This is a genomic window from Thiomicrolovo immobilis (assembly GCF_039645955.1).
Classification (GTDB): domain Bacteria; phylum Campylobacterota; class Campylobacteria; order Campylobacterales; family Sulfurimonadaceae; genus Thiomicrolovo; species Thiomicrolovo diazotrophicus.
The window spans coordinates 802848-826805 of record NZ_CP147916.1; the positions used below are offsets into that span (position 1 = coordinate 802848).

The window sequence follows — 23958 nt, forward strand, 5'->3', positions numbered from 1 at the left end:
TGGGGAGAGGGGTTATTCCGCCTTTTCCCAGAAGGTTCCCTGCGGCGTGTCCATCAGCTGGACCCCCAGGGCGCTGATCTCGTCGCGGATCGCGTCGGAACGCTCGAAATCCTTCGCCTGCTTTGCCGCATTGCGCGCCGCGATCAGTCCTTCGATTTTCGCTTTTGTCTCTTCGTCGATCCCGTGCTGGAAATACGCATAGGGGTTCATCGTCCCGAAACCGAGGAGCGCCTCGACATAGGCGAGGTCGGCGAGGATACGGCGTTTGAGCCCCTTGTCCTTGGGGTTGGCGTCGAGCCCCTCGTTGGCCGCGGCCACCATCTCATCGAGCAGTGCCAGGGCCTTGGAGATATTGAGATCGTCCCCCAGCGCTTCGAGCAGCGCAGCCTGGAAGGGCGTTTTTTCCTCGACGACTTTCATGCCGAAAAGACGCTTTTTCAGCCGGTAGAGGCGGTCGAGCCGCTTTTTCGAAGCGAGCAGATCCTCTTCATTGAAGTTGAAGTCGCTGCGGTAGTGGGTGCCGAGGAGGAAGAAGCGCAGCACCTCACCCGGGTAGGCCTGCAGCGCATCTTTGATAAAGAAGCTGTTGCCGAGGCTCTTGCTCATCTTCTCCCCGTCGATCGTCACAAAGCCGTTGTGCATCCAGTAGCGTGCGAGTTCATGCCCGGTCGCGCAGCGGGTCTGTGCCGCCTCGTTCTCGTGATGGGGGAAGAGCAGGTCGGCTCCGCCGCCGTGGATGTCGATGGCATACTCCAGGTGGGTACTGAGGTGTTTCTCGATCATTGCCGAACACTCCGTGTGCCACCCCGGGCGCCCCTTGCCGAAGGGCGAATCAAAGGCGACGGAGTCGTCCTGCACCCCTTTCCACAACGCAAAGTCCGCGGCATGACGCTTCTCGCCGAAGCTTTCGACACGCTGCTGGGTATCGGCCTCGTCCTGGCGGCGGTTGGAGATGCTGAGATACCCGCTGTCGCTCCCCGTATCGAAATAGACGTCGCCGTTGCTCGTCCGGTAGGCGTGGCCGGTGTCAAGCAGTTTCCCGATAAGTTCGAACATCGCCTCGAGGGATTCGGTCGCTTTGGGTTCCAGGGTGGGGCGCTGTACCCCCAGTGCGCTCATATCGCGGTGGTAGGCCTCGGTATAGGTGTCGGTCAGGTCCGTGATGGAGATGCCGGCCTCGCGGGACTTGTTGATGATCTTGTCGTCGATGTCGGTGATGTTGCGGGCATAGGTGACACTGTAGCCTTCGGCCTCAAGCACGCGGCGCAGCAGGTCGAAGACGAGGGCGCTCTTGGCGTGGCCCAGGTGGGCGTCGTCGTAGACGGTCGGGCCGCAGACATAAAGCGACACCTTGCCCGGGATCAGCGGTTCGAAGAGGCGTTTGGTCTTGGTGACACTGTCAAATATATGCATGCAGCAGCTCCTTGAATACGAGGACGGCCGCGGTGAAGAGTGTCACGGAAAGCACCCACCACAGCCCTTTTTTTGGGCGAATTATAGCAGATACGTGCGCCCGTCCCACGGCCCGTAGCGTGGCGGCGAGGGCGACGCTGCCGCCGAGCGACGACGCCAGTGCCAGTCCGGCGCCGCCGAGGGGGGCGATCAAGGCCAGGGAGAGCACGACGTTCGTCCCCAGGCTCCAGGTCGCGATTCTCGCCGCTTCGCCCTGCCGGCGCTGGGCATAGAGCCAGAGGGAAAAGAGCTTGCCCAGACCGAAGGGGATGAGGCCGATGAGGTACATCTGCAGGATCAGGGCCGTCGCGGCGGTATCGCCGGCGGTGAACGCCCCTCGTTCGAAGAGCAGCTGTGTGATCTCGGGGGCCAGTACGATGCCGCCGACGGCCGCGAAACCGAGCAGGTAAAGCAGGAACCAGAACGCCCGCGCAAGCATCGTGTGGGCCTGGGCCTCGTTGTCGTGCTTGAGGTGGCGGGAGATCTTGGGAAAGAGGGCGATCGTGGTGGCGATGGCAAAGAGCGCCAGCGGCAGTTGGAAGACGCGGTTGGCGTAGTAGAGGTAGCTGATAACCCCGGCACTGAGAAAACTGGCCAGCCAGGTATCGAGGAAGGCGGCGACCTGCGCGGTGGAGTTCCCCCATACGGCGGGGAAGAACTCCCGGGTGAAACGGCGCGTCTCCTCCCTGATCCGCGCGGCTTTGCGGCCGTAGTAGCGGACGCCCCCGGTTAGGAGCCGGTGGAGGCCCAGGCCGCGGATGGCGAGCAGGTGGACGAAGAGCTGGGCGAAGCCGCCCAGGACGACCCCGTAGCTGAGGTAGAGCACGACGGTCTCACTACTGCCGTCGCGGGCCAGCAGCAGGGCGATGATCAGGGCGATATTGAGCAGGCCGGTCGCAAAGGCCGTCGTCGCAAAGTGGTTTTTGTACTGCAAAAAAGTGCTCAGGAAGGTGACGGCAAAGATCAGCGGCAGGTAGAAGAAGTTGATGGCGACGTAGGGGGCGGCCATCTGCACCGTCTGCGCGTCGAAGCCCAGGGCGATCACCTTGGCCGCAAGGGCGGGAAAGAGGTTGACCGCGAGGGTCATCAGCAGAATGATCCCCAGGAAGACGAGAAAGATGTGGACCGAAAAGACGGCTTTGTGTTTCGAACGGGTGAAGGCGGGGAGGAAAGACTGCGTGAAGGCCCCCTCCGCAAAGACGCGCCGGAAGAGGTTGGGGAGTTTGAAGGCGATAAAGAAGATGTCGCTGTAGATGTTCGCCCCCAGCACCGACGCGGTCAGCAGGTCGCGGGCAAATCCGAGGATGCGCGAAAAGAGGATGCCGAAGCTGTTGGTGAATATGGCTTTAAACATCGGCTTTCCCGTTGCCGGTCGTAGCATTTCTCGTTGCGTTGGTCATCGGAAAACTCCCTTATTAAGGAGGGATTCTAGCACAGGGGAACTCAAATTCGTCACCATGTAAACGGGTTGGGAGCATCACTATCTTATCACATTAAACAAATTAACACAGAAGTAACACTTTTTTCTTACGATGCACTTCTATTTTCATATTAGGAGATGTTTGTGAATGTTATTTTAAGAAAGGCTCTACTGCTGCTGGGGATTCTGATCACCCTGGCGCAGGCGGAAGAGACCTATTTTACGTCCTATCACTTTATGGGCTCGGGCAACTGTATGCGCTGCCATAACGGCATGACGGACAGTTACGGAAACGATATGTCGATCGAGACGGCATGGTCCTCAACGATGATGGCCAACTCCTCCAAGGACCCGATGTGGCGGGCGAAAGTGCGCACCGAGATCAACCGCAATCCGCACCTGGAAGGGGTGATCAACGACAAGTGTACGCGCTGCCACGCCCCGATGGCGAACGTTGAGGCCCATGCGTCCGGCGACGCGGTAGAAATCTTCGGTAGCGGTTTCCTCAACCCGAACAACGCGCACCATGACGAGGCCCTGAACGGGGTCAGCTGTACGCTCTGCCACCAGGTCAAGGATAGCGGCACCCTCGGAACGCTCTCAGGCATGTCCGGCGGCTACGAAGTCGACGACAGCCGGAGCATCTACGGGCAGTACGGTGACGTCTTTGCCGGTCCGATGATGAACAATCTCAACTATACGATCCGTCAGAGCGATCACATCAGCGCTTCGAAGATGTGCGCAAGCTGCCACAATCTGAAAACCCCCTATGTCGACGAGAACGGCAATGTGCTGAGCACGACCCCTGAGAGCGGGTTCCCCGAGCAGATGCCCTACAGCGAATGGGAACACAGCGGCTACGCCCAGAGCAAAAGCTGCCAGGATTGCCACATGAAGCGGGTCGACGGGGTGCGTATCTCGATGCGCCCGAACTGGGCGAATACACCGCGCGACGGCTTTGCACAGCACATGTTCGTCGGCGGCAACGTGCTGCTCCTGGACATCCTGAAAAACAACAAAAGTGCCTTGGAGGTGACGGCGAACAACTTCGACAACACGATCGCCAAGGCGGGCGAAATGCTTCAAAGTGCCGCATCCATCGAGGTCGCCCAGTCGTCACTGCAGCAAGGAACGCTGGAGGTCGCACTCAAGATCACCAGCACGACGGGGCACAAGCTCCCGACCAGCTTCCCCTCCCGCCGGGCGTTTGTGCACTTCAAAGTGACCGATGCCGCCGGCAGCGTCGTCTTCGAATCGGGACGTGTCAACGCCGACGGCAGCATTGAGGGCGCGGACGCCGACGGCGATGCTGCGGCTTACGAGCCGCATTACGACGTCATCACCTCGGCCGACCAGGTACAGATTTACGAGACGATCATGGCGAATAATCTCGGTGACGTGACCTATACACTGCTGCGCGGCATGGCGTACAAAAAAGACAACCGCATCCTGCCTGCGGGCTTTGACAAGGCGACGGCGTCTGATGATATCCGCGTACACGGCGGTGCAGAAAGCGACAGCAATTTCATCGGCGGGAGCGACACGCTTTCCTACCGCGTCAGCGGGCTGCCGGAGGGCAGCTACCATGTAGAGGCGGAGCTGCTTTACCAGCCGGTCTCCTACGCCTTTGCCCAGGATATGTTCAGCGACAGCTCCGCAGAAGCGTCGGCATTCCGGTCGATGTATGATGCATCGGCGATGAAAACGGCGCAGATCGCGGCGGCAGCGTTTGCGGTAGAGGGAAGCGGCGGCGCGCCGCTTCCGGCCTGCAGCGACGGTGCCGACAATGACGGCGACGGCCTGGCGGACCTGGCCGACCCAGGATGTGCCGACAGCGCGGACGATGACGAGACCGACACGGTCACACCGGCGACACCCGAACCGCTCCCGGAGTGCAGCGACGGCATCGACAACGACGGTGACGGCAAAACCGATCTTCAGGACCCCAGCTGTTCGGACGCTTCGGATAACGACGAGACCTATCCGCTCAGACGCCGCGGCGGAAAATAAACGCACCGGGGGTGTTCGCATCATCGCACGTTCTGTGCGGCCGTTCGCCCCTTCTCCGTCCCTCTACCTTTTACACAACTTTAACCCCCTTTGCATTACAATAACAACCAAATTGGCTGCAGGAGCGGGGATGATCGTCGGGATTGAAGGCGCGGTAGAACACAAAGAACCAACACTGGTGCATCTGAACGTGTCAGGGCTGATCTACGAGGTTTTTATTTCGCTTCAGACCTACGGCGCCATCCGCGAACCGCGGGTCAAACTCCACACCTCCCACATTATCCGCGAAGACGCCCAGCTGCTGTTCGGTTTTTTTGAGAAGAGCGAAAAAGTGCTTTTCGAACGGCTCATCAAGATCAACGGCGTCGGCCCCAAGGTCGCGCAGGCGATCTGTTCAACCTTCACGCCTGCGCAGTTCGGGCAGGTGATCGCGGCCAGCGACATCGCCCAGCTCAAGCGCGTGCCCGGTATCGGCCCCAAGAGTGCAGGGCGGATCCTCGTCGAGCTGGCCGGCTTCGACATCGAACTGACCGCCGGACACGCGGCCGTCCCGGCTGCCTCCGGCGAAGCGGCACAGGCCCTGGAATCCCTGGGCTTCAAGAAAGAGGAAGTGGCCAAGGCCCTGGCCAAATGCGAAAGCACCGAGACTTCCGCCCTCGTCAAAGAGGCGCTCAAACTACTTCAGAAACTGTAAGGATCACCTTGAAATTAGCGATTGTATTCGGCGGCGCGAGTTACGAGCACGAGATCAGCATCGTCAGCGCCATCACCGTGATGGAAAAACTTTCCGGCTATGAGCTGACGTTCGTGTTTTGCGACCAGGACCACACTTTCTACCTGATTGACCGCGGCAACATGAAGGCGAAGTATTTTGCTTCCGGCGACTATAAAAAGGCCCCCGTGCTGACCCTGACCAAAGGGGCGTTCGTCCAGAAGCGCCGCCTGGGTTCCACCGAGCATGCGATGCCGGTGCTGAACCTGATTCACGGCGCGGACGGCGAGGACGGGACGGTCGCGTCGCTGCTGTCGTTTTTCGATATCCCTTTCATCGGTCCGCGCACGGATGCGTCGGTACTGAGCTTCGACAAGCGCATGACCAAGTGGTTCGCCGCGGGCCGCGGCGTCAAAACGGTGGCATACGAAGAGCTGCACGCCGCGGCGGAGCATAAGGTGTCGACGTCTATGCCCTGCATCGTCAAGCCTTCACGCCTGGGCAGCTCCATCGGGGTCAGCGTCGTCAAAAGCGCCGCAGAGCTCGATTATGCCCTCGACGTTGCCTTCGAGTTTGATGACAGCGTTATCGTCGAACCCTTCATCGCCGGGGTCAAAGAGTACAACCTGGCCGGCTACCGCGGGGCGGAGGGGATCGTCTACTCCATCATCGAAGAGCCGCAGAAAAACGAGTTCCTTGATTTCGACAAGAAGTACCTGGACTTCGCCCGCAGCGGGGAAGTCGGCAGCGCCGCGATCGATGACGTACTGGCGGTGAAGCTCAAAATGGCATTCGCCTCCATCTACGAAGGGCTGTTCGAAGGGGCACTGATCCGCTGCGACTTCTTCGTCATCGACGGCGAGGTCTACCTCAACGAGATCAACCCCATCCCGGGGTCGATGGCGAACTATCTTTTCGCGGATTTCCCCGCCGCCGTCGCTGACCTGCTTTCGAACCTGCCGCGTGCGCGCCGCCCGCAGGTTGACTACAAATATATCCACTCCATCAATGCAGCCAAAGGAAAATAGTGGCCATCAAGACCCTTCAATACGCCCAGCAGACTTTCTCGGTCAGTTATGAGATCGTCAATCCCGGGGCAAAGCACACCATCGTTTTCCTGCACGGCTGGGGATCGAACAAGGAGCTGATGAAGCAGGCGTTCGGCCGGACGCTCGATACCTTCCGGCACGTCTACATCGACCTGCCGGGCTTCGGCAACTCGACGGCGCCGATTTCACTGGACAGCGAAGGCTACGCCGACATCATGGAACTTTTCCTGGCGCAGATCAATGCCAACGACAAGGAGATTATCGTCGGACACTCCTTCGGCGGCAAGGTGGCGACCCTGCTGCGCCCCCGGCTGCTGGTGCTGCTCTCCTCCGCGGGGATCGTCTGGCCCAAGCCGCTGAAAGTACGGGCGAAGATCGCCGCGTTCAAGCTGCTCAAGAACCTGGGGCTGGCCCAGCTGCGCGCACGTTTCGTCGCCGAGGACGCCAAGTCGCTGAACCGGGTGATGTACGAGACCTTCAAGCGCGTCGTCAATGAAGACTTTTCGGGCACCTTCCGCCATTTCGGCGGGCGGGCGCTGCTGTGCTGGGGACGCGAGGATACGGCGACGCCGATGAAGAGCGCGGAGAAGATCAACACCCTCATTGAAAACAGCCGTCTGGTCGCGATGGAGGGAGACCACTACTTCTTCCTGAAACAGCCCGAAGCGGTGGCGGCGGAGATCGCCGCCGAATTCACCCGGAGCGTGAAGTGAACCCGGCGCTCGCGCAGACCGTGGCGTTCGCGACCAACGTTGCGCTGGTCCTGACGCTCGGGTGGTATCTCATCCTTAACCTGCAGTGGTACAGCTACAAGCTCGAGCGCGTCGTGCTCAACCACCACAAACGCAGCTGGCACCTTCTCTACTTCGTCGTGCCGTTCCTAGCCTATTTCATCCTCGGCGAATTTTTCCCGCTCTTTTTCCTGCTCTATTTCGGCGCGTTCGTCTGGTGGTACGTGCGCCTGGACAAGAAACTGGTGCTGACCTGGCGGGTCAAGCGTTTCCTCATCCTGCTCAGTGCGCTGGCGCTGTTCGGCGATTTCCTCTGTCTTATCAAGAGCTGCGGCACCCTGCCGCTTTTCCTCCCGCTGCTGCTGGCGTGGCTGCTCTCCACGGGCATCGAGAAATTCCTCTTCCTCGCCTACAAAAAAGAGGCGAAGCGCAAACTGGCCCGCCTGGAGGGGCTGACCGTCGTTGCCGTGACGGGGAGCTACGGCAAAACGAGCATGAAGAACTTCATCGCCCAGCTGCTCGGAACGCAGTTCGAGGTCTACATGACGCCGCGCAGTGTCAATACCCTGGGCGGCATCATCAAAGATATCAACGAAGCGCTTCCCGAAACGGCCCGGGTTTACGTCTGTGAGGCGGGGGCGCGCCGTCCCGGCGACATTCTGGAGATCGCCCAGCTCGTGGCGCCGCACTACGCCGTCGTCGGCAAGGTCGGGCCGCAGCACCTGGAGTATTTCGGCGATCTGGAGACGATCGTGCGCACCAAGCTGGAGCTGATCCAGTCACCCCGCCTGAAACAGGCCTTCGTACACTTTGAAGCGACGGATGAGCCCCATGAAAAGGTGCGCTTCTTCGGCAGGGAGATCGAAAATATCGCCGCCGATCTCGACGGGACGTCGTTCGACCTCGCCCTTGATGAGGCACCCCTGCAGCTGCATGCTCCGGTCCTCGGCGGCTTCAACGCCGTGAACATCGAGGCGGCCGTGTTGATCGCGCGGGCGATGGGGATGACAGACGACGCCATCATGAAAGGGGTCGATGCCCTCCAGCCCGTCGAACACCGTCTGCAACGCATCGACGCCGGCGGCAAGGTCATTCTCGATGACGGCTATAACGGCAATATCGACGGGATGAAGGAGGGGATCCGCCTCTGTTCCATGCACCCGGGACGCAAAGTGATTGTCACCCCGGGGCTGGTGGAGAGCACGGAAGCCCTCAACCGCGAACTGATTGAGGCGATCAACGGGGTGTTCGACCTTGTCATCGTCACCGGAAAACTCAATGCCGCGCAGTTCAAAGCACAGCTGAACGTTTCGGACGTCCTCTACCTCGAAGAGAAGAGCACCCTGACCTCCGTGCTGGCCGAGAAGACGCGCCCAGGCGACATCATCTATTTCGCCAACGACGCCCCGAACTTTATCTAGGGGCGTCCGTAAGCGTAACCGACGGCAAATTATTTTGTAATATAATACGGGCACTACCACAAGTCCCGTAGCCAAAGGAGCCCCCATGCAATTTCTTCTCAAGCTTTTCAAAGCTCTGAACTCCGCCCAGAGCCCCTGGCAGGTGACGCTGGCAATCACCCTCGGGATGATCGCCGGGCTGACGCCCATCAGCGGCCTGCAGAATGCCGTGATCCTTCTGCTCGCCTTCTTGCTAAACATTCACCTGGGGCTCTTCTTCGTTTCGGCGGTACTGTTTGCGGGAATGGGTTACCTCTTTGATCCCTGGTTCGAACAGCTTGGTTACACCATCCTCAGCAGCGAAGGGCTTCAGGGGCTCTGGACGGGCTTTTATAACAACGGTTTCGTCCGCCTGACACACTTTAACAATACCCTTGTCATGGGGGCGACGGTCGTCTCACTGCTGCTGGCCGTACCGCTGTATCTGCTGCTGGGATGGCTGATCGGACGTTACCGCACGGTGCTGGCGTCTTTCCTGGAACGGCGCCCCGTTCTGGGGACCTTCGGTTTCCTCAAAGCAACGACGCACCTGGACCCGACGGTGCGCTGGTGGGGTGCGGGTCTCTACGTTGCCGGGGGCGGGATCGTCACTGCCGTCGCACTGCTGGTCATCGACCCGCTGCTGAAATGGACGGTGGAAACGGGCGGCAGCCTCGCGCTTCAGCGCGATGTCCGCGTCGGCGCGGTCGATACCGACTTCAGCAAGGGGGCCGTCACGCTCCACCGCCTGGAAGTCGCGGGGAAACAAGAGGGCGTGGACGCCGTTTCGGCGGAGCTGATCAGTTTTGACGCCGACCTCTCGGCACTGCTGATGGACAGGGTGCATATCGAGAAGATGATTGTCAGCGGCGTTGGCTTCGACACCCCGGCGACACTGAAAAAATCGCCTGCAACGGCCGAGGAGGCAGCGGCAGCGAAAACGGAAGGGGAGGGGTTCGCACTTCCGACATTCGAATTTCCCGATCCCAAGACCCTCATCGCCAAAGCGGACCTGCAGTCAGTCAAGGTCTATAACGATGCGCAAAAAGAGATCGGCGAGATCAAGGCACGCTGGGAGAAGACCTCCAATGAGGAGCTGAACGCCGACAGCCTCACCGAACTGAAGGGTGACCTCGACAACCTCAAGACGATGAGCAAGTCAAAAGATCCGCAGTCGATGCTCAAGCTGGCCCAGGAGGTCAAGGCGTTCAAGGCGAAGATCGATGCGCGCAAGAAAGCGCTTGAGAAGATCAAAGCAGACTTCGACAGCGACCGCAAGCGCATCGCTGTGTTGATGCAGCAGGTCAAAGAGGCCCCGATGGCGGATTACAACCGCCTCAAATCAACCTATACCCTCGACGGCAACGGGGCCCTGAACGTCATCGGCGGGCTCTTCGGCGAGAAGATCAAGGGATACCTGGCCATGGCGCGCAAATACTACGCGATGGTCTCTCCCTACCTCGGCAGCGCCGGGAATGAGAATCCGCCGGAGGAAGCGGTGCCGCCGCGGGGCGAGGGGCGCTGGATGCGCTACCCGCAGACGGTCCCCAGCCCGGATCTGCTGATCGCACTGACACAGATCGACGGCCTCTTCAAAACCCAGGCGTTCTCGGGCACCGTCCGTGACATCTCCGACAACCAGAAGGCATTGGGGCGGCCGCTGAGCTTCAAGGCGGCCAGCGACGGCCCGACGGTCAAAGGGCTCGTGCTTGAGGGCGAAGACAACCGCCTGGGCGATACCGTTCTCGACAGTGTGAACTTCAAAGCGCTGCGGATACCCTTGGATGCACTTGACATGAAACCGGTGCTGCTGGACAAGAGCAACCTTGCCATGACGGGGACGCTCAGTCTCAGCGACGCCACGGCGCTCGCCGGGGAGGGAAGTTTCGCGTTCAGCGACGCGGCCATCACGGCCGAAGGGCTCAGCGGCAAAACGGGTGAGATCGTCTCGGGTATCCTGAGCGGGATCTCCGCGTTCAAGCTGGACACGACCCTGGGCGGAACACTGACGGCGCCGACCATCGGCGTCAAATCCGACCTGGACCGCCAGATCTCCCGGGGGCTCGGCAAAGCGATGGGCAAGGAGCTTGAAAAGTATCAGGGTGAGCTCAAATCGCTGCTGGGCGGGGACACCGCGGCACAGCTTGCCGACCTGAAATCGTCCCAGGCGGGGATCGCCGACGTCGACAAACTCGCCGGCGATCAGAATACGATGCTCGGCAAACTGGCCGAGGAGGCGACAAAACTTGCCGGAGGCGGCGCGGTCGGCGACAAGCTCAAAGGCGTGCTTCCCTTCTAGGAACAGCGCCTGCGATCAAACAAATTCATAGGAAAAATGGGAGTAAGATGAAAAGAATAATCATGATGATGGCGGCACTGCTGCTGACGATGAGCTCGGCGGGTGCGGTGGAGATGTTTACGCTCAAGGCGGCCGGCGAGAAGACGATCGCTGCGACGGAGATGCCTAACGGCATGCGCTTTAGAGGGTATGACGGCAAACCGGTACTGGTGAACTTTTTCGGCAAACAGTGCCGCTACTGCAAGAAGGAGATCCCGCACCTGGAGGAGCTCAAAAAACGCTACGGGGGGCGCATCGGCATCATCGGTATCCATATGCAGGGACGCATGATGCCGCAGGAACGCGCGCAGATCGCCGGGAAAGCGGGCTTTAACTACCCTGTTTTCGAATACGAAGACAACATGGCGATCGTCCAGCACATCGGTTCGCGCGCCCGTTTCAACGGGAGCATCCCCTTTAATATCGTCTTCAACGGCAAGGGCGAGGTTTCCGAGATCATCCCGGGGTACCTGAGCGACAAAGACCTGGAAATGATCTTCAGCGAACTGCTCAAGAAGTGACGCTCAAGGCATGACTGAAAGCAGGAAGTTCGGCCTTATCCGGCAGCTGATCAGCATCGTCGGCGCCTTGAGCGCCGCCGTACTGGGCGCGCTGGTCCTGCTGATCGTCTTTGACGCCACCCGCCGCTACCTTTTTCATGAAGGCTCCGTCGCGCTGCAGGAGCTGGAGTGGCACCTTTTCGACGTCGTCATTATGCTCGGCGTCGCCTACGCCATGCACCGCGGGGCGCATGTGCGTGTCGACATCTTCTACGACCGCTTCTCCGAACGGACCAAACAGGTCGTGAACGTCGTGACGATGCTCTTTTTCGTGCTGCCCGTCTCCGCGCTGATCCTCTACGTCAGTTTCGATTTCGTCCTGATGAGTTTTGCGCAGATGGAAGCCTCCTCCGACCCGGGCGGACTCCCTTACCGTTTCGTCGTCAAGGCGCTTATCCCCCTGGCGTTTGCCCTGCTGATCCTGCAGGCGATTCGTGAACTGGCCGAGGCGTGGCATGCGCTGAAGGAGAGCATGTGATCGCGCTGGCCATGTTCGTCATCGCGCTGGCGCTGCTGCTCTCGGGCATCCCCGTCGCCTTCGTTTTCGGCGGTGTCGCGCTGCTCTTTGCGCTGCTCATTCCCGAGCTCGGGCTGCAGGTCTTTAGTCTGCTGCCGTTCCGCATCTACGGCATCATGGGCAATACGACCCTGATGGCGGTCCCGCTCTTCATCGCCATGGGGCTAATACTGGAAAAATCAAAAATGGCCGAGAAGCTGCTCGAGACGATGAGCGGCCTCTTCGGAGGGCTGCGCGGCGGCTTGGCCGTCAGCGTCGTGCTCGTCGGTACGATCCTCGCCGCCTCGACGGGGATTGTCAGCGCTTCGGTCGTGATGATGAGCATCATCGCCCTGCCACTGATGCTGGGCGCGGGGTATGACAAAGGGCTGGCGTCGGGCACGGTCGCGGCCAGCGGGACGCTCGGGCAGATCATCCCGCCGTCGATCATCCTGATCATTCTCGGCGACGTTATGAACGTCAGCGTCGGTGAACTCTTCATGGGGGCGGTGCTGCCGGGCCTGGTGTTGGTCGGTCTTTATATCGTCTATATTCTGCTTTATGCGGCGCTGAAGCCAAAAGCCGCCCCGGCGGCGGCCCGGGGAGAACACGTCGGCATCATTAAGGCGCTGACGGCCATCGCCCCGCCGCTGCTGCTGATGGTCGCGGTCCTCGGTTCCATCTTCGCCGGAATAGCGTCGCCGACGGAGTCGGCGGCCTTCGGCGTCGTCGGCGCCCTTGCGCTCAGCGCCTTCAACCGCACCCTGAGCTACGCAATGGTGAGCTACGCCCTGCTGGAGACCGTTAAACTCAGCGGGATGATCTTTATGATTCTGATCGGGGCGACGGCCTTCAGCCTTGTCTTCAACGAACTCGGCGGCAGCGACCTCGTGCTGGAGCTCTTCAGTCATGATATCGGGAACGTGTGGGTCTTTATCGGGGTGGCGATGCTGGCGATCTTCATCCTCGGCTTCTTTATCGATTTCATCGAGATCTCCTTCATCGTCGTGCCGATCCTCGTGCCCGTCATGCACGCCTTCGGCATCGATCCCGTCTGGTTCGCCATCCTCATCGCCCTTAACCTTCAGGCCTCCTTCCTGACCCCGCCCTTCGGCCTGGCGCTCTTTTTCCTTAAAGGGGCGGCCGGGTCGATGGTGACGACCCTGCAGATCTACCGGGGGATCATCCCCTTCATTCTGCTGCAGCTCCTGGCGATCGGCATCGTCATCCTTTTCCCCGACCTCGTCTTCGCCTTTATATAATCCAGAGTGCTTAAACTGGTATACTGTGGAATGGGAGGTGAGCGATGCATAAAAAATGGATGATACTCATGCTGCTGGCGGGTACGGCAGTGGCTTTCGGTACGGTGATCGCGACGCCGTCGATCCAGATGAGCGGCAAGGTGCAGGCGGCACCCGAATATGTTGAAGTCGACCGGACAGGCTACACCGCGCCCGTGATAACGACACCGACCGTCGAGATGCACGGCCGGACGCAGTAGGGGTGGCGATCATGAAACATCTGCTTTTGATAGCCCTCATCGCCACTGTTTCCGCCTGGGGTGCTCCGGTGGATTTTACGTTCAAAGTCCCCGTCAAACTGGTCAAGGTCCGTTCGTCGGATGCGCAGGTGATGTGTACGGTCTACAACGCCCAGCACCAGTCCATTGCCGGGAAGTTTTTCCGTTTCGACCTCAACGGTGACGGCCAGTACACCTACAGCTATAACGGCACCGTCACGATTGAGATGTCCGTGCATTCGGGCAAAGACCCCCGCGACGGTGAGACCTATGAATGCCAGCTCTCTTTGCTGCTTCCGTGGGCGTCGCCCCCGTGGCAGAAGCCGATATCGCAGGGCTCGGACATCTATTTGACACCGCAGCCCGGCACGCCCTTTGCGCCGCTTGTTTCAGGAAGTATCCCCAAGCCGAAAACCATTCAACAAAGAGTGCTGCCGGACAAGTACCGATCCCTGCACCCCATGAAACTGAAATGAGTTTGCCGGGGCCGCGGCCCGGCGCCGGAGTACCTTTATACCCCGCATGCCAAAATTTATTCACGACGGAAAACCGATGTCACAGTACTTTACGAAATCATTCCGGGTCGACTGGTCCGACGCCAACGCGTACGGCCGGGTACACCTTCCCACCTATTTCCGCTATCTGATCGAGACGGCCTGGGACTGGGGTGCCGCAGTCGGTCTGGGCATAGAAGACAGCCGAAAGCTCGGCCTGGCCTGGGTGGTCCGCGAAACGCAGATCAATCTGCTTCAGCCCCTTTCCCCCGAGGATACCTTCGAATTGACGATCTGGCTGGCCCACTGGCGCCGTGTCCACGGCACGCGCTACTTCGAACTTGTCCACAAGGCGAGCGGAGCGGTCATCGCCCAGGGGGCGCAGGAGGTGGTGACGCTGGACATGAAGAGTATGCGCCCCAAAGCGGTCCCCAAGGCGATCGTTGAACGCATGACGATCGAAACGCCCCGCACGGTACCGCACCGCCCCTTCCCGGCATTCAGCGACACGTTTGGGCGTGCCGTCCGATGGCAGAGGACCGTCACCTGGCAGGACCTCGATACGCTGGAGCACGTCAACAATACGAAGTATGTCGCTTTTGCCGAGGACGCTGCCGTCGCAGCATTGGCGGAGTTCGGATGGGCGCCGAAGGATTTCAAAGCGCAGGGACTGGCGGTGAAGAGCGACGGTGTCCAGATTCAGTACCTGACGCCCGCCGTCTGGGGGGAGACGCTGGAACTTGAGACGCTTTTGTCGGAACTGGGCCCGGGAAGCGGCGTATGGCACGTTGCGATCGCGCGGGCTGAGGACCGCGAACCGGTCGCTCGGTGTGTCATGGCCTGGAGCGCTGTCGATGCGTCCGACGGCACGCTGCGGAAGATCCCGGAGGAGCTGCACCGTCGGCTCCTTGCACATTTTACCCCTCCCCAAACGGCACCGCAGGGGTGACGGCGATTTGACGGCCGTCCCCCGTTTCTTCATTTCCTTATGCGTATTATTATGCGCTATACTCCCTACATGAAAGAGATTCTTTACGCGCCGTGGCGCACGGACTACATCAGCGGGCAGCCGATCGAGGGGTGTGTTTTCTGCCATATCAGCGAACATACCGAAGCGGACGAGGAGCTCCATGTCCTCTACCGCGACGAACACTGCTTTGCCGTGATGAACCGTTACCCCTACACCCCGGGGCACTTCATGATCATCCCCCATCTGCATACGGAAGCGCTCGAAACGCTTGATCCGGAGGCGTGGCTCCGCATCAGCGCATTGGCGCAGCAGGGGGTCAGGATGCTCAAAGAGGGATTCGGCGCACAAGGAGTCAACATCGGTATGAACCTCGGGAAGGCCGGGGGTGCAGGGATCGCCGAACATATCCATCTGCACCTTGTCCCCCGCTGGGAGCGCGATACGAACTTTATGACGGCGGTGTCGGGAACGCGGGTCTATTCGACGGATTTCGAAAAGATCTACCGCCGTCTGAAGGAACTGGCCCCCCGCTATTTTGTCTAAAAGAGGCGGATATCACTTTTTGTATCAAAAAAATATTCATTTCTTGTTTAATTTTATGTTCAATAGATATCAGATAGCATATGGGAATCTATAAGTGAAAGTGGGTAGAACCATGAAAGCAGTAATGACGGCCTTGGTACTTCTGTTCTGTACGGCGCTCTTCGCGACCGAAGCGGAGGCGGTGAACAAGGCAAGCACGGTGAGCTGGTACAAGAAGTCCGCTTCGGAGGGGAATCCGGAAGCGCAGTTCTATCTCGGGGTGATGTACAGCAAGGGTGCGGGTGTAACCAAGAACGATGATCTCGCCGTTTATTGGTTTAAAAAAGCCGCGGCGCAGAACCATGCGCAGGCGCAGCTGAACCTGGGCTATATGTACGAGTCGGGCAAAGGGGTGAAGAAGAACTACGGCGAAGCGGTACAGTGGTACGAGCGTGCCGCCGAGAACGGCAGTTCGGTCGCCATGAACAACCTCGGGATCATGCACATGATGGGCATGGGGGTCAAAAAAGACAGCTACAAGGCATACAAGTACTGGCGTATGGCGGCCCAGCACGGCAACAACAACGCCTGGGACAACATTGAAAAACTGCGTCGTCTTGATCCCCAGGCAGTCCGCTGATAGGGCGAAGGGAGAAGCGCGTGACTTCCGTCCTGCTTGAATTTTCCATGTTCCCGACCAGCGGCGACTGCCGGGACGGCGCTTCCGTCTCCGCCTATGTCAGCCGGATCGTCGATATGATCGACCGCAGCGGTCTGCCGTACCAGCTCACCCCGATGGGGACGATCGTTGAGACGGGGAGCGTCAAAGAGGCGCTCGCGGTCGTCGAGAAGGCCTACGAGGTGCTGGGCGAGGATTGCGAACGGGTCTATTCGGCGCTGAAGCTTGATATCCGCAAAGGAAAGGCGGGGCGGTTGAAAGGGAAGATCGACTCGGTAGAGCGGGAGCTTGGCCGCGACGTCAGCCATTGATGGCTGGCAGAACCTTACTCTATTTCAATGGGGGCGGAATATTTTAGCGCAGCTTGTCTGCGCGCTCCCTGTAAAGTGTAGATATCCGGGTTTTTGTCCGTATACCGCAGCGTTAAAGATAATCAGCCGTTGCCGTCATGGTCGTGTTCGGCGTGGTGCGCGTGAAGTTCCATCGTCACGCCCGAATGGATAAAGAGCGCGAAAGCGATCACCGTATAGAGCAGTTTCCCGCTCGTATCCCCCATCAGTGTCCAGACAATCCCGAAAACAAAAGCGACTGAAAAGATGACGAACCAGTTTCGGTCGCGTTGAAACTGCGTTAATTCCTGCATAATAAACCCCTCCTCACTGTTGAAAGAAAAATAAGTATAACCTATTTTTTCTTTCGCGTCAGCACGTAGAGGAAGATCGCGCCGATGACGAGAAAAATGACGATCTTGATCTGGGTCTCTTCCAGCGTCTGCATCGGCGTGCTTTAGTGGGTTTTCACGTAAAGATTGGCGATGTAGTCGGAAAGGGCCTCGACCTGAACGGGGGTCAGATCCTTGACCTGGTTCTGCATCAGGGTTTTCATGGCGCCGCCGTAGGTGCCTTTTTGGTAGCCGATGATGGCGTCGGCGATACGCTTGCTTTCCCATTCGCCGATGGCGGCGGACTGGTTCAGTGCCATTTTCTCGCCCTGGTTGCCGTGGCAGGCGGCGCACTTCTGGAAGAGCACGGCCGGAGAGGCTTCGGCGACAGAAGCGCTTTGCGCAACAGGTGCCTTTTCGGCGGCGGAGACCGGTGCTGCGACCGAACTGTTGTCCGCGGCTTCCTTGACCGGTGTCGGTGCAGGCTCAACTGCCGGCTCAGGCGTTTCCACCGGGGCTGCCGCCTTCGGCGCGGCCTCAGGCGATGTCTTCCTTGAATCGTTACAGCCGGCGAGCAGGAGGAGGGCGGCCGAAAATGCAAGAGTTCTTATCAAAGGGAGCCTTTTTAAAAAAAGATGCCGCCATTGTACACTGTTAGAGCATTTGGGTCAAAGGTGCGCTTGAAATTTGTTTTTTGCTATAAAGTCAGCTTAAGCAATATACCGGTTTTGGGGGGATCAAAGCAGTTCGATCATTCCCCGGTGGAGTGTCACGACACCGTGGTGCTCAAGCTCTTTGAGCAGGCGGCTGATCACTTCCCGCGACGACCCGAGGTGGGCGGCAAGTTTTTCGTGGGTGATGGGGATTCTGGGGGTGTTCTGCGCATGCAGCCACTCCCGGAGACGATCGTCCAGTTTCTTGAAACGGACGTCTTCGACCAGCCCCGCCATGCATTCGAGCCGTTTGGCGAAGAGGGCGAAAATGTAGTGCTGGTAGTCGCGCTCGGCCGTGTAGATCTGCTTGACGATCTCGGCGGGGAAGAGGTAGCCGCTGATCGGCCCGTCGGCGACGGCGCTCCCGATGGCGGGGGTCCCGGTAAAAGCGCTGTTGAGGTTGACGTTGCACTGCTCGCCGGGACCGAGGAAGTAGAGGGTGATCTCCTGGCCCGATTCGTGGAGCCGGAAGACGCGGACACTCCCTTCGCCGAGAAAGAGGACCTGCGCGCAGCGGTCACCCTGGCCGAAGAGCTCCGCACCGCTTTGGAGCCGGACCGCTTCCGCGTGGGTATCGACGAGGCGTCGGGATTCAGGCGCGAGGCGGCTGTAGCAAGGGAAAGGTTCCATCGGGCTCCTTTCGGGGGTTTGAAGGCCCCCGGTGCTGCAAAAGTATAGCAGATTATAATGGGTCACAAAGTATAATAGAGCCAAAAAAATCAGGACGAGAATGCAGTTTGAATCCTACCCGTTCGAAAAACTAAGTGCCCTGCTTGATCCCATCGAGCCCAACAGCGCCTACGCCCCGCTGACGCTGACCATCGGGGAGCCGCAGTTCGAGACCCCCGCCTTTATCCGCAACGCGCTGTGCGGCAGTGCCGACACCCTGCGCCGCTACCCGAAAACGGCGGGGGAGGAGATGCTTAACGGCGCCATGCGCGATTTCGTCGCACGCCGTTTCGGCGTGACCCTGAAGCAAGACCAGCTTGTCTCCTGCTTCGGGACCCGCGAGGTGCTTTTCAATTTCCCCCAGTACCTCCTTTTTGACAAGCCCGACCCGGTCATGACCTTCACCAATCCCTTCTACCAGATCTACGAAGGGGCGGCAATCGCCAGCCGCGCGAAGGTGAACTACCTCAACCTCGACGCTGCCAACGGCTTCAAACCGCAGGTCAACCCGGCGGTATTGCAGTCGAGCGATCTGGTGATCCTCAACTTCCCGAACAATCCGACCAGCAGCTGCCTCTCCCTCGAGGAGCTGGGTGAATGGGTCAAGCTGGCACTCGAGTACGATTTCGTACTGCTTAACGACGAATGCTACAGCGAGATCTACCCGAACGAAGCCCCGGCGGGGATCCTGGAGGCGAGCGCGGCCGTCGGCAACACGGCGTTCAAGAACGTCCTGGCACTCAACTCCATCTCCAAGCGCTCCAGCGCCCCGGGGCTGCGCAGCGGGTTTATCGCCGGCGATGCGGCCATCCTCGAAGGGTACCGCCAGTACCGCACCTACATCGGCTGCGCGTCGCCCCTGCCGCTGCAGACCGCCGCGGCGGCGGCCTGGGCGGATGAGGCACATGTGGCCGAGGCCAGGTCCGTTTACCGCGAGAACTTCGAGATCGCGACTGAGATCCTCGGCACGGCGGTCCCGGAGGCGACCTTCTACCTCTGGCTGGAGGTGGACGATGCGATTGCCTTCACCGAAAAGCTCTACCGCGACTACAACCTGAAGGTCCTGCCGGGCGAATACCTGGCGCGCACCGATATCAACGGTAACAACCCGGGCAAAGGGCGCATCCGCATTGCGCTCGTCGAGCGCCCGGAACGCACGCGCATGGCGCTCGAACGTATCAAGGAGGCGATGAATGGATAAGACCGAAGCGCTGAAAGCGAAGATTCTCAAGGCGCAGGAGGCGGCGGATATCGCCGGGCTTTACGTGCTGGAGCAGGAGGCGAACGAATGTTTTGACGAAAAGACGCTGATCGCCTATTACGCCAATATCCTGGACCTGGCGCTGGAAAACCTCACGGACGCCCTGGGGGCCGCGCGCCGCATGCAGATGACGGATGTGAAAGATTTCGCCACGCTGCGGGCCCTGTACGAGTATGCCGTGGAGCATTACAGTGCCGGCAAGGCTGCCGATGCGGCGGCGCTTTTCGAGATCCTGGCGGGGCTCAGCGACGACGCCCGTTTTTCCGAAGCGATGACGCGGCACAAGGCGTATGCCGAGCGGATTCCCGATTTCGGCCAGTTCCTCGATGACGCGGCGGACCTGGACGCGACCCAGCGCAACGGGACCTTCTATATCAGCGCGTTCCGCATTGACGACAACGGGACGGGCGAATCGTGAAGATCCATTTCATCGGCATCGGGGGGATCGGCATCTCCGGACTGGCGCAGTACATGGACCATAAAGGCAATAAGGTCAGCGGCAGCGACATCGCGGAGAACCGCATCGTACGGCAGCTGAAAGCGAAGGGGATCGCCATCACCATTCCCCACGACGCGAGCGCGATCACGGACCAGGATCTCGTCGTGCATTCGGCGATTATCAAACCGACCAATGTCGAAGTCGCGGCGGCGAAAGCGAAAGGGATCGAGGTACTCCCGCGCCGCGAAGCGCTGCTGCGTATCCTGCAGGACAAAGAGGTCTACGCCGTGGCGGGGGCCCACGGCAAAAGCACGACGTCGGCGATCCTGGCGGCCATCATGGAAGGATCCGCCATTATCGGGGCCGAGTCCAAGGCGTTCGGCTCGAACGTCCGCTACAACGATACGAACGACCGGCTCATCTTCGAAGCGGACGAGAGCGACGGCAGTTTCCTGAACGCCAACCCCTACTGTGCCATCGTTACCAACGCCGAACCCGAGCACATGGAGTACTACGAGTACGATTACGACCGTTTCTACGACGCGTACCGCCGCTTTATCGCTTCGGCCGCGATCCGGGTCATCAACGCGGAGGATGCGTTTCTCTCGACCATTGAAGGCGATGCGATCCGGCTCTACCCGAGCCGGGACATCTCGGAGGTGGAATACGTGTTGCACGACGGCGAACCGCATACGCGCTTCCGCCTGAAAGAGCTTGGGAGCTTCGACGTCTGGGGCTTCGGCGAGCATATCGCCCTCGATGCGGCGCTGGCGATCCTCGCCGCGGTCCAGACGATGCCGGTCGAGACGGTCCGCGAGAAGATCCTCGGCTACCGCGGGATCAAGAAGCGCTTCGACATTATCGACAGCGGGGAGAAATGCGTTCTGATCGACGATTACGGCCACCACCCCACCGAGATCGCCGCGACGATGGCCTCGGCGCGCACCTATGCCCGCCTGCTGGGTCTGGAGACGATCACGGCCGTCTGGCAGCCCCACAAGTATTCGCGTACCATCGACAACCTCGAGGCGTTTTCGCACTGTTTCGAGGGGGTGGACCGTCTGATCATCCTGCCGGTCTGGGCGGCGGGGGAAGAGCCCCGCATCATCGATTTTGAAGGGGTCTTCAGCGCCTACAGCCCGCTGCTGGCCGACCGCGTCAAACGCAGCGGCTGCGGTCTTGAAGTGCTGAAAGAGGGTACAATTGTCGAAACGCCGGCATCGGGCCTGATCATCGGCTTCGGCGCCGGGGACATCACCTATCAGCTCCGGGGAGAAAAATGAGTTACGTCTATATCGTCGCCGTCATTGCACTGCTCTATGCGGGGATGCACTTCTTTACCGAACTGACCCACCGCCAGAAGCTCTCTATGGCTGGTGTCGTGCTGCTCATCATCATGGGCGCCGTGGCCTGGAACCGCTCCGTCGACACAGAGCAGGAGCATGTCCGCGCCGTCATTTTGAAGTTCAACCAGCACCAGACGCTTGAGTGCCGGGGGGTGGAGGTCAATGACCGCACCTTTACGCTCAGTGTCGGGACCCAGAGCTTCATCGCCAACGCGGGCACGCCCCACGCCGGGCAGATCTTCGACGCCGCAGGGTGCCGATGAGCGCTTTCGGCCATCTGCTCGATCAGCTCGATCTCCAGGCCCACGTCGCCGAGATCGAAAGCTTCCTCAGCCGTAAAAAGCCCCTCTATATCGAAGGGGACCAGGGACGCCACTATCAGTACATCCGCGCCCTTGACGCCCTCGAATTTCCCGCCCCGCCGAAAACGACCGCCTTCGATACGATCCTGATCCACCTCAAAAAGCAGGGGGTGCTCAGCTTCGAACAGATTTTCGAGCTCATCAAGGTCGTACGCTACTTCCGCACCCTGCGCAACAAAGGCTTCGAAGGAATCATCGGGGAGTGGATGGCCTCCGTCATCGTCCCCGACGCCTTCAAAGAGGTCGAGCGCCACTTTGATGAGAAGGGGCACTTCAAAGAGGAGCTCGACGAGGAACTCTTCGCCATCGCCGAACGGATCAAGGCGCAGAAGGGCGATGTCGCGGCGCAGATGAAACGGCTGCTCTATGCCGACAGGCTGCGCAGCTACCTCGTCGATACCCAGGTGCACTACATCAACGACGAGGAGTGTCTGCTGGTGCGCGGCGGTTTCAGCGCCGTGCTCAAAGGCAGCGTCGTGGGCCGGACGGGGGCGGGCTTCTTCTACGTCACCCCCGACACCCTGCTCAAATCCAAAGAGCAGATCCGCGCCCTGACCCAGGAGCGCGATGCGCGCTACTACGAGTACGCCAAGGGCTTCTCGGCGCAGCTGCGCGAATTGCAGCCCTTTATCGGTTTTATCGACAAAGAGTTCGACCGCCTGGACCACTACCAGGCCCGGGTGCTTTTCGCCCGTGCCAAAGGGTTGCATATTGTCGCGGCGCAGCCGGGCGAGGCGATCGTGCTTGAGGCCTTCGAGCACCCGGCCCTCTCCAACCCCAAACCCGTCAGCCTCGATTTCAGCGCTTCGGTGCTGATGATCACGGGGGTCAACGCGGGGGGAAAGACGATGCTGCTCAAATCGATCCTCTCCGCGGCGCTGATGGCCAAGTACCTGTTGCCGATGAAGCTCAATCCCCACCGTTCGCGCATCGGGTCGTTCAAACAGATCGAAGCGGTCATCGACGATCCCCAGAACGTCCGCAACGACATCTCCACCTTCGCCGGGCGGATGCAGCAGTTCTCCCGCCTTTTCGAGCGTAAATCGGCCCTGGTCGGGGTTGATGAGATCGAACTGGGGACGGACAGCGACGAAGCGGCGGCGCTTTTCAAGGTGATCCTCGACGACCTGATCCGCCGGGGGCAGAAGATCGTCGTCACGACCCACCACAAACGGCTCGCCTCCCTGATGGCGGACCGCGACGACGTCGAACTGGTCGCCGCCGTCTACGACGAGGAGCGACGGGTCCCCACCTACGACTTTTTGCAGGGGATCATCGGCAAAAGCTACGCCTTCGAGACGGCCCTGCGCTACGGGATCACCCAGGGGATCGTCGTGCGCGCCAAGGAGGTCTACGGCGAGCAGCACGAGAAGCTCAACCTCCTTATCGAGCGGGGGAGCGAACTGGAGCGGGAGCTGCGGCGCAAACACGCCGATGCGGACGAACGTCTGAAACGGCTGGAGGAGCGTGAGCGCGCGCTGAAGGATGAACGCGAGACCCTGCGCCGGGAGTACGAGGAGCTCGAACGGCGCCTGCGCGGCGAGTTCCGGCAGGCGATCGACAGCGCCAAAGCGGCGGCAAAAGCGGGGGATACGGCGGCGATCCACCGGGCGATGAACGAGGCGAACAAACAGCTGCCCGAAAAGCGCGAAGCGAAGCAGAAAACGGCCCCTGTCGCCCTTAACGTCGGGGATGAGGTCAAGTACCGCAAGCAGCGCGGCGTCATCGTCGCGCTCAAGGAGAAGGAAGCGACGATCGAAGTCGAGGGGATGCGGCTGCGCGTGAGGCGCAACGAGCTCAAACCCGCCGGGAAAGCGGCTGCGCCGAAACCGAAGGTACAGGTGAGCAACAAGGTCGAAAAACGCGGCGGACTCAAGCTCGACCTGCACGGCATGCGGGCCGAACAGGCCCGTGAAAAGATGGACGTCTTCATCTCGGACGCCCTCATCCAGGGGTGGGACGAGGTGATCATCTACCACGGCATCGGCACGGGCAAGCTCGCCTATGCCGTCAAAGAGTTCCTCAAAGAACACCCCAGCGTCAAAAGTTTCGAAGACGCCCCCCCGCAGCTGGGCGGTTTCGGGGCAAAAATCGTTCACCTCTGATATAATATCCA

25 protein-coding genes are annotated in these 23958 nt (G+C 60.1%); 20 read left to right on the forward strand and 5 right to left on the reverse strand.

Annotated elements, in window-relative coordinates:
- Window positions 1-12: 12 nt before the first annotated feature.
- Window positions 13-1413 (reverse strand): cysteine--tRNA ligase, encoded by a 1401-nt coding sequence (gene cysS, locus WCX72_RS04150; protein WP_345971023.1) that lies wholly within the window; start codon window positions 1411-1413, stop codon window positions 13-15.
- Complete coding sequence (murJ, locus tag WCX72_RS04155; protein WP_345971024.1) at window positions 1400-2806, reverse strand: murein biosynthesis integral membrane protein MurJ; 1407 nt, start codon at window positions 2804-2806, stop codon at window positions 1400-1402. The genes cysS and murJ overlap by 14 nt, the downstream gene beginning before the upstream one ends.
- Before the next feature lie 210 nt (window positions 2807-3016).
- Here murJ and WCX72_RS04160 point away from each other — a divergent pair, with 210 nt between their 5' ends.
- The 15 genes from WCX72_RS04160 (at window position 3017) to WCX72_RS04230 (ending at window position 16702) form a co-directional block, all read left to right on the forward strand.
- Window positions 3017-4882 (forward strand): hypothetical protein, encoded by a 1866-nt coding sequence (locus WCX72_RS04160; protein WP_345971025.1) that lies wholly within the window; start codon window positions 3017-3019, stop codon window positions 4880-4882.
- A 130-nt stretch (window positions 4883-5012) separates the two neighbouring features.
- Entirely contained in the window at window positions 5013-5576 is a 564-nt protein-coding gene (ruvA, locus tag WCX72_RS04165) for a Holliday junction branch migration protein RuvA (protein WP_345971027.1), read from the forward strand.
- 8 nt (window positions 5577-5584) lie between these two features.
- A complete protein-coding gene (locus WCX72_RS04170) occupies window positions 5585-6622 on the forward strand; it encodes a D-alanine--D-alanine ligase (protein ID WP_345971028.1) in 1038 nt (345 codons plus the stop codon).
- On the forward strand, window positions 6622-7356 hold the full coding sequence (locus WCX72_RS04175; protein WP_345971029.1) for an alpha/beta hydrolase: 735 nt from the start codon (window positions 6622-6624) through the stop codon (window positions 7354-7356). The genes WCX72_RS04170 and WCX72_RS04175 overlap by 1 nt, the downstream gene beginning before the upstream one ends.
- Entirely contained in the window at window positions 7353-8795 is a 1443-nt protein-coding gene (gene murF, locus WCX72_RS04180; RefSeq protein WP_345971030.1) for a UDP-N-acetylmuramoyl-tripeptide--D-alanyl-D-alanine ligase, read from the forward strand. Before WCX72_RS04175 ends, murF begins: the two co-directional genes overlap by 4 nt.
- An 85-nt stretch (window positions 8796-8880) precedes the next feature.
- Complete coding sequence (locus WCX72_RS04185; protein ID WP_345971031.1) at window positions 8881-11112, forward strand: TIGR03545 family protein; 2232 nt, start codon at window positions 8881-8883, stop codon at window positions 11110-11112.
- A gap of 47 nt (window positions 11113-11159) precedes the next feature.
- Window positions 11160-11672, forward strand: a complete 513-nt coding sequence (locus tag WCX72_RS04190) for a TlpA disulfide reductase family protein (protein ID WP_345971032.1) — start codon at window positions 11160-11162, stop codon at window positions 11670-11672.
- 10 nt (window positions 11673-11682) lie between these two features.
- Window positions 11683-12189 (forward strand): TRAP transporter small permease subunit, encoded by a 507-nt coding sequence (locus WCX72_RS04195; protein WP_345971033.1) that lies wholly within the window; start codon window positions 11683-11685, stop codon window positions 12187-12189.
- Window positions 12186-13469 (forward strand): TRAP transporter large permease subunit, encoded by a 1284-nt coding sequence (locus WCX72_RS04200; RefSeq protein WP_345971034.1) that lies wholly within the window; start codon window positions 12186-12188, stop codon window positions 13467-13469. The genes WCX72_RS04195 and WCX72_RS04200 overlap by 4 nt, the downstream gene beginning before the upstream one ends.
- A gap of 44 nt (window positions 13470-13513) precedes the next feature.
- Entirely contained in the window at window positions 13514-13708 is a 195-nt protein-coding gene (locus WCX72_RS04205; RefSeq protein ID WP_345971035.1) for a hypothetical protein, read from the forward strand.
- A gap of 11 nt (window positions 13709-13719) precedes the next feature.
- Entirely contained in the window at window positions 13720-14202 is a 483-nt protein-coding gene (locus tag WCX72_RS04210; RefSeq protein WP_345971036.1) for a hypothetical protein, read from the forward strand.
- A 76-nt stretch (window positions 14203-14278) separates the two neighbouring features.
- Window positions 14279-15169 (forward strand): thioesterase family protein, encoded by an 891-nt coding sequence (locus WCX72_RS04215; protein ID WP_345971037.1) that lies wholly within the window; start codon window positions 14279-14281, stop codon window positions 15167-15169.
- 69 nt (window positions 15170-15238) lie between these two features.
- A complete protein-coding gene (locus WCX72_RS04220; protein ID WP_345971038.1) occupies window positions 15239-15733 on the forward strand; it encodes an HIT domain-containing protein in 495 nt (164 codons plus the stop codon).
- Window positions 15734-15845: 112 nt separating this feature from the next.
- Window positions 15846-16352 (forward strand): tetratricopeptide repeat protein, encoded by a 507-nt coding sequence (locus WCX72_RS04225; protein WP_345971039.1) that lies wholly within the window; start codon window positions 15846-15848, stop codon window positions 16350-16352.
- 47 nt (window positions 16353-16399) lie between these two features.
- Entirely contained in the window at window positions 16400-16702 is a 303-nt protein-coding gene (locus WCX72_RS04230) for an MTH1187 family thiamine-binding protein (protein WP_345971517.1), read from the forward strand.
- Window positions 16703-16824: 122 nt separating this feature from the next.
- Here WCX72_RS04230 and WCX72_RS04235 read toward each other — a convergent pair whose 3' ends face one another.
- The 3 genes from WCX72_RS04235 to WCX72_RS04245 form a co-directional block, all read right to left on the reverse strand.
- On the reverse strand, window positions 16825-17034 hold the full coding sequence (locus WCX72_RS04235) for a hypothetical protein (protein WP_345971040.1): 210 nt from the start codon (window positions 17032-17034) through the stop codon (window positions 16825-16827).
- A 143-nt stretch (window positions 17035-17177) separates the two neighbouring features.
- Window positions 17178-17666: a c-type cytochrome gene (locus WCX72_RS04240; RefSeq protein WP_345971041.1), complete on the reverse strand. Its 489-nt coding sequence runs from the start codon at window positions 17664-17666 to the stop codon at window positions 17178-17180.
- 123 nt (window positions 17667-17789) lie between these two features.
- The gene (locus tag WCX72_RS04245) at window positions 17790-18395 is read right to left on the reverse strand and encodes a Crp/Fnr family transcriptional regulator (RefSeq protein ID WP_345971042.1); all 606 of its coding nucleotides are present in this window, start codon (window positions 18393-18395) and stop codon (window positions 17790-17792) included.
- A gap of 100 nt (window positions 18396-18495) precedes the next feature.
- On the opposite strand from WCX72_RS04245, the gene WCX72_RS04250 reads away from it, so the two are divergent.
- From WCX72_RS04250 to WCX72_RS04270, 5 genes are read left to right on the forward strand one after another with little or no spacing between them, the layout of a single operon-like run.
- A complete protein-coding gene (locus WCX72_RS04250; protein ID WP_345971043.1) occupies window positions 18496-19635 on the forward strand; it encodes a succinyldiaminopimelate transaminase in 1140 nt (379 codons plus the stop codon).
- The gene (locus tag WCX72_RS04255; RefSeq protein ID WP_345971044.1) at window positions 19628-20113 is read left to right on the forward strand and encodes a hypothetical protein; all 486 of its coding nucleotides are present in this window, start codon (window positions 19628-19630) and stop codon (window positions 20111-20113) included. Before WCX72_RS04250 ends, WCX72_RS04255 begins: the two co-directional genes overlap by 8 nt.
- On the forward strand, window positions 20110-21417 hold the full coding sequence (murC, locus tag WCX72_RS04260; protein WP_345971045.1) for a UDP-N-acetylmuramate--L-alanine ligase: 1308 nt from the start codon (window positions 20110-20112) through the stop codon (window positions 21415-21417). The genes WCX72_RS04255 and murC overlap by 4 nt, the downstream gene beginning before the upstream one ends.
- A complete protein-coding gene (locus tag WCX72_RS04265) occupies window positions 21414-21743 on the forward strand; it encodes a hypothetical protein (RefSeq protein ID WP_345971046.1) in 330 nt (109 codons plus the stop codon). The genes murC and WCX72_RS04265 overlap by 4 nt, the downstream gene beginning before the upstream one ends.
- Window positions 21740-23947, forward strand: a complete 2208-nt coding sequence (locus WCX72_RS04270; RefSeq protein ID WP_345971047.1) for an endonuclease MutS2 — start codon at window positions 21740-21742, stop codon at window positions 23945-23947. The genes WCX72_RS04265 and WCX72_RS04270 overlap by 4 nt, the downstream gene beginning before the upstream one ends.
- The last annotated feature ends 11 nt before the right edge of the window (window positions 23948-23958 follow it).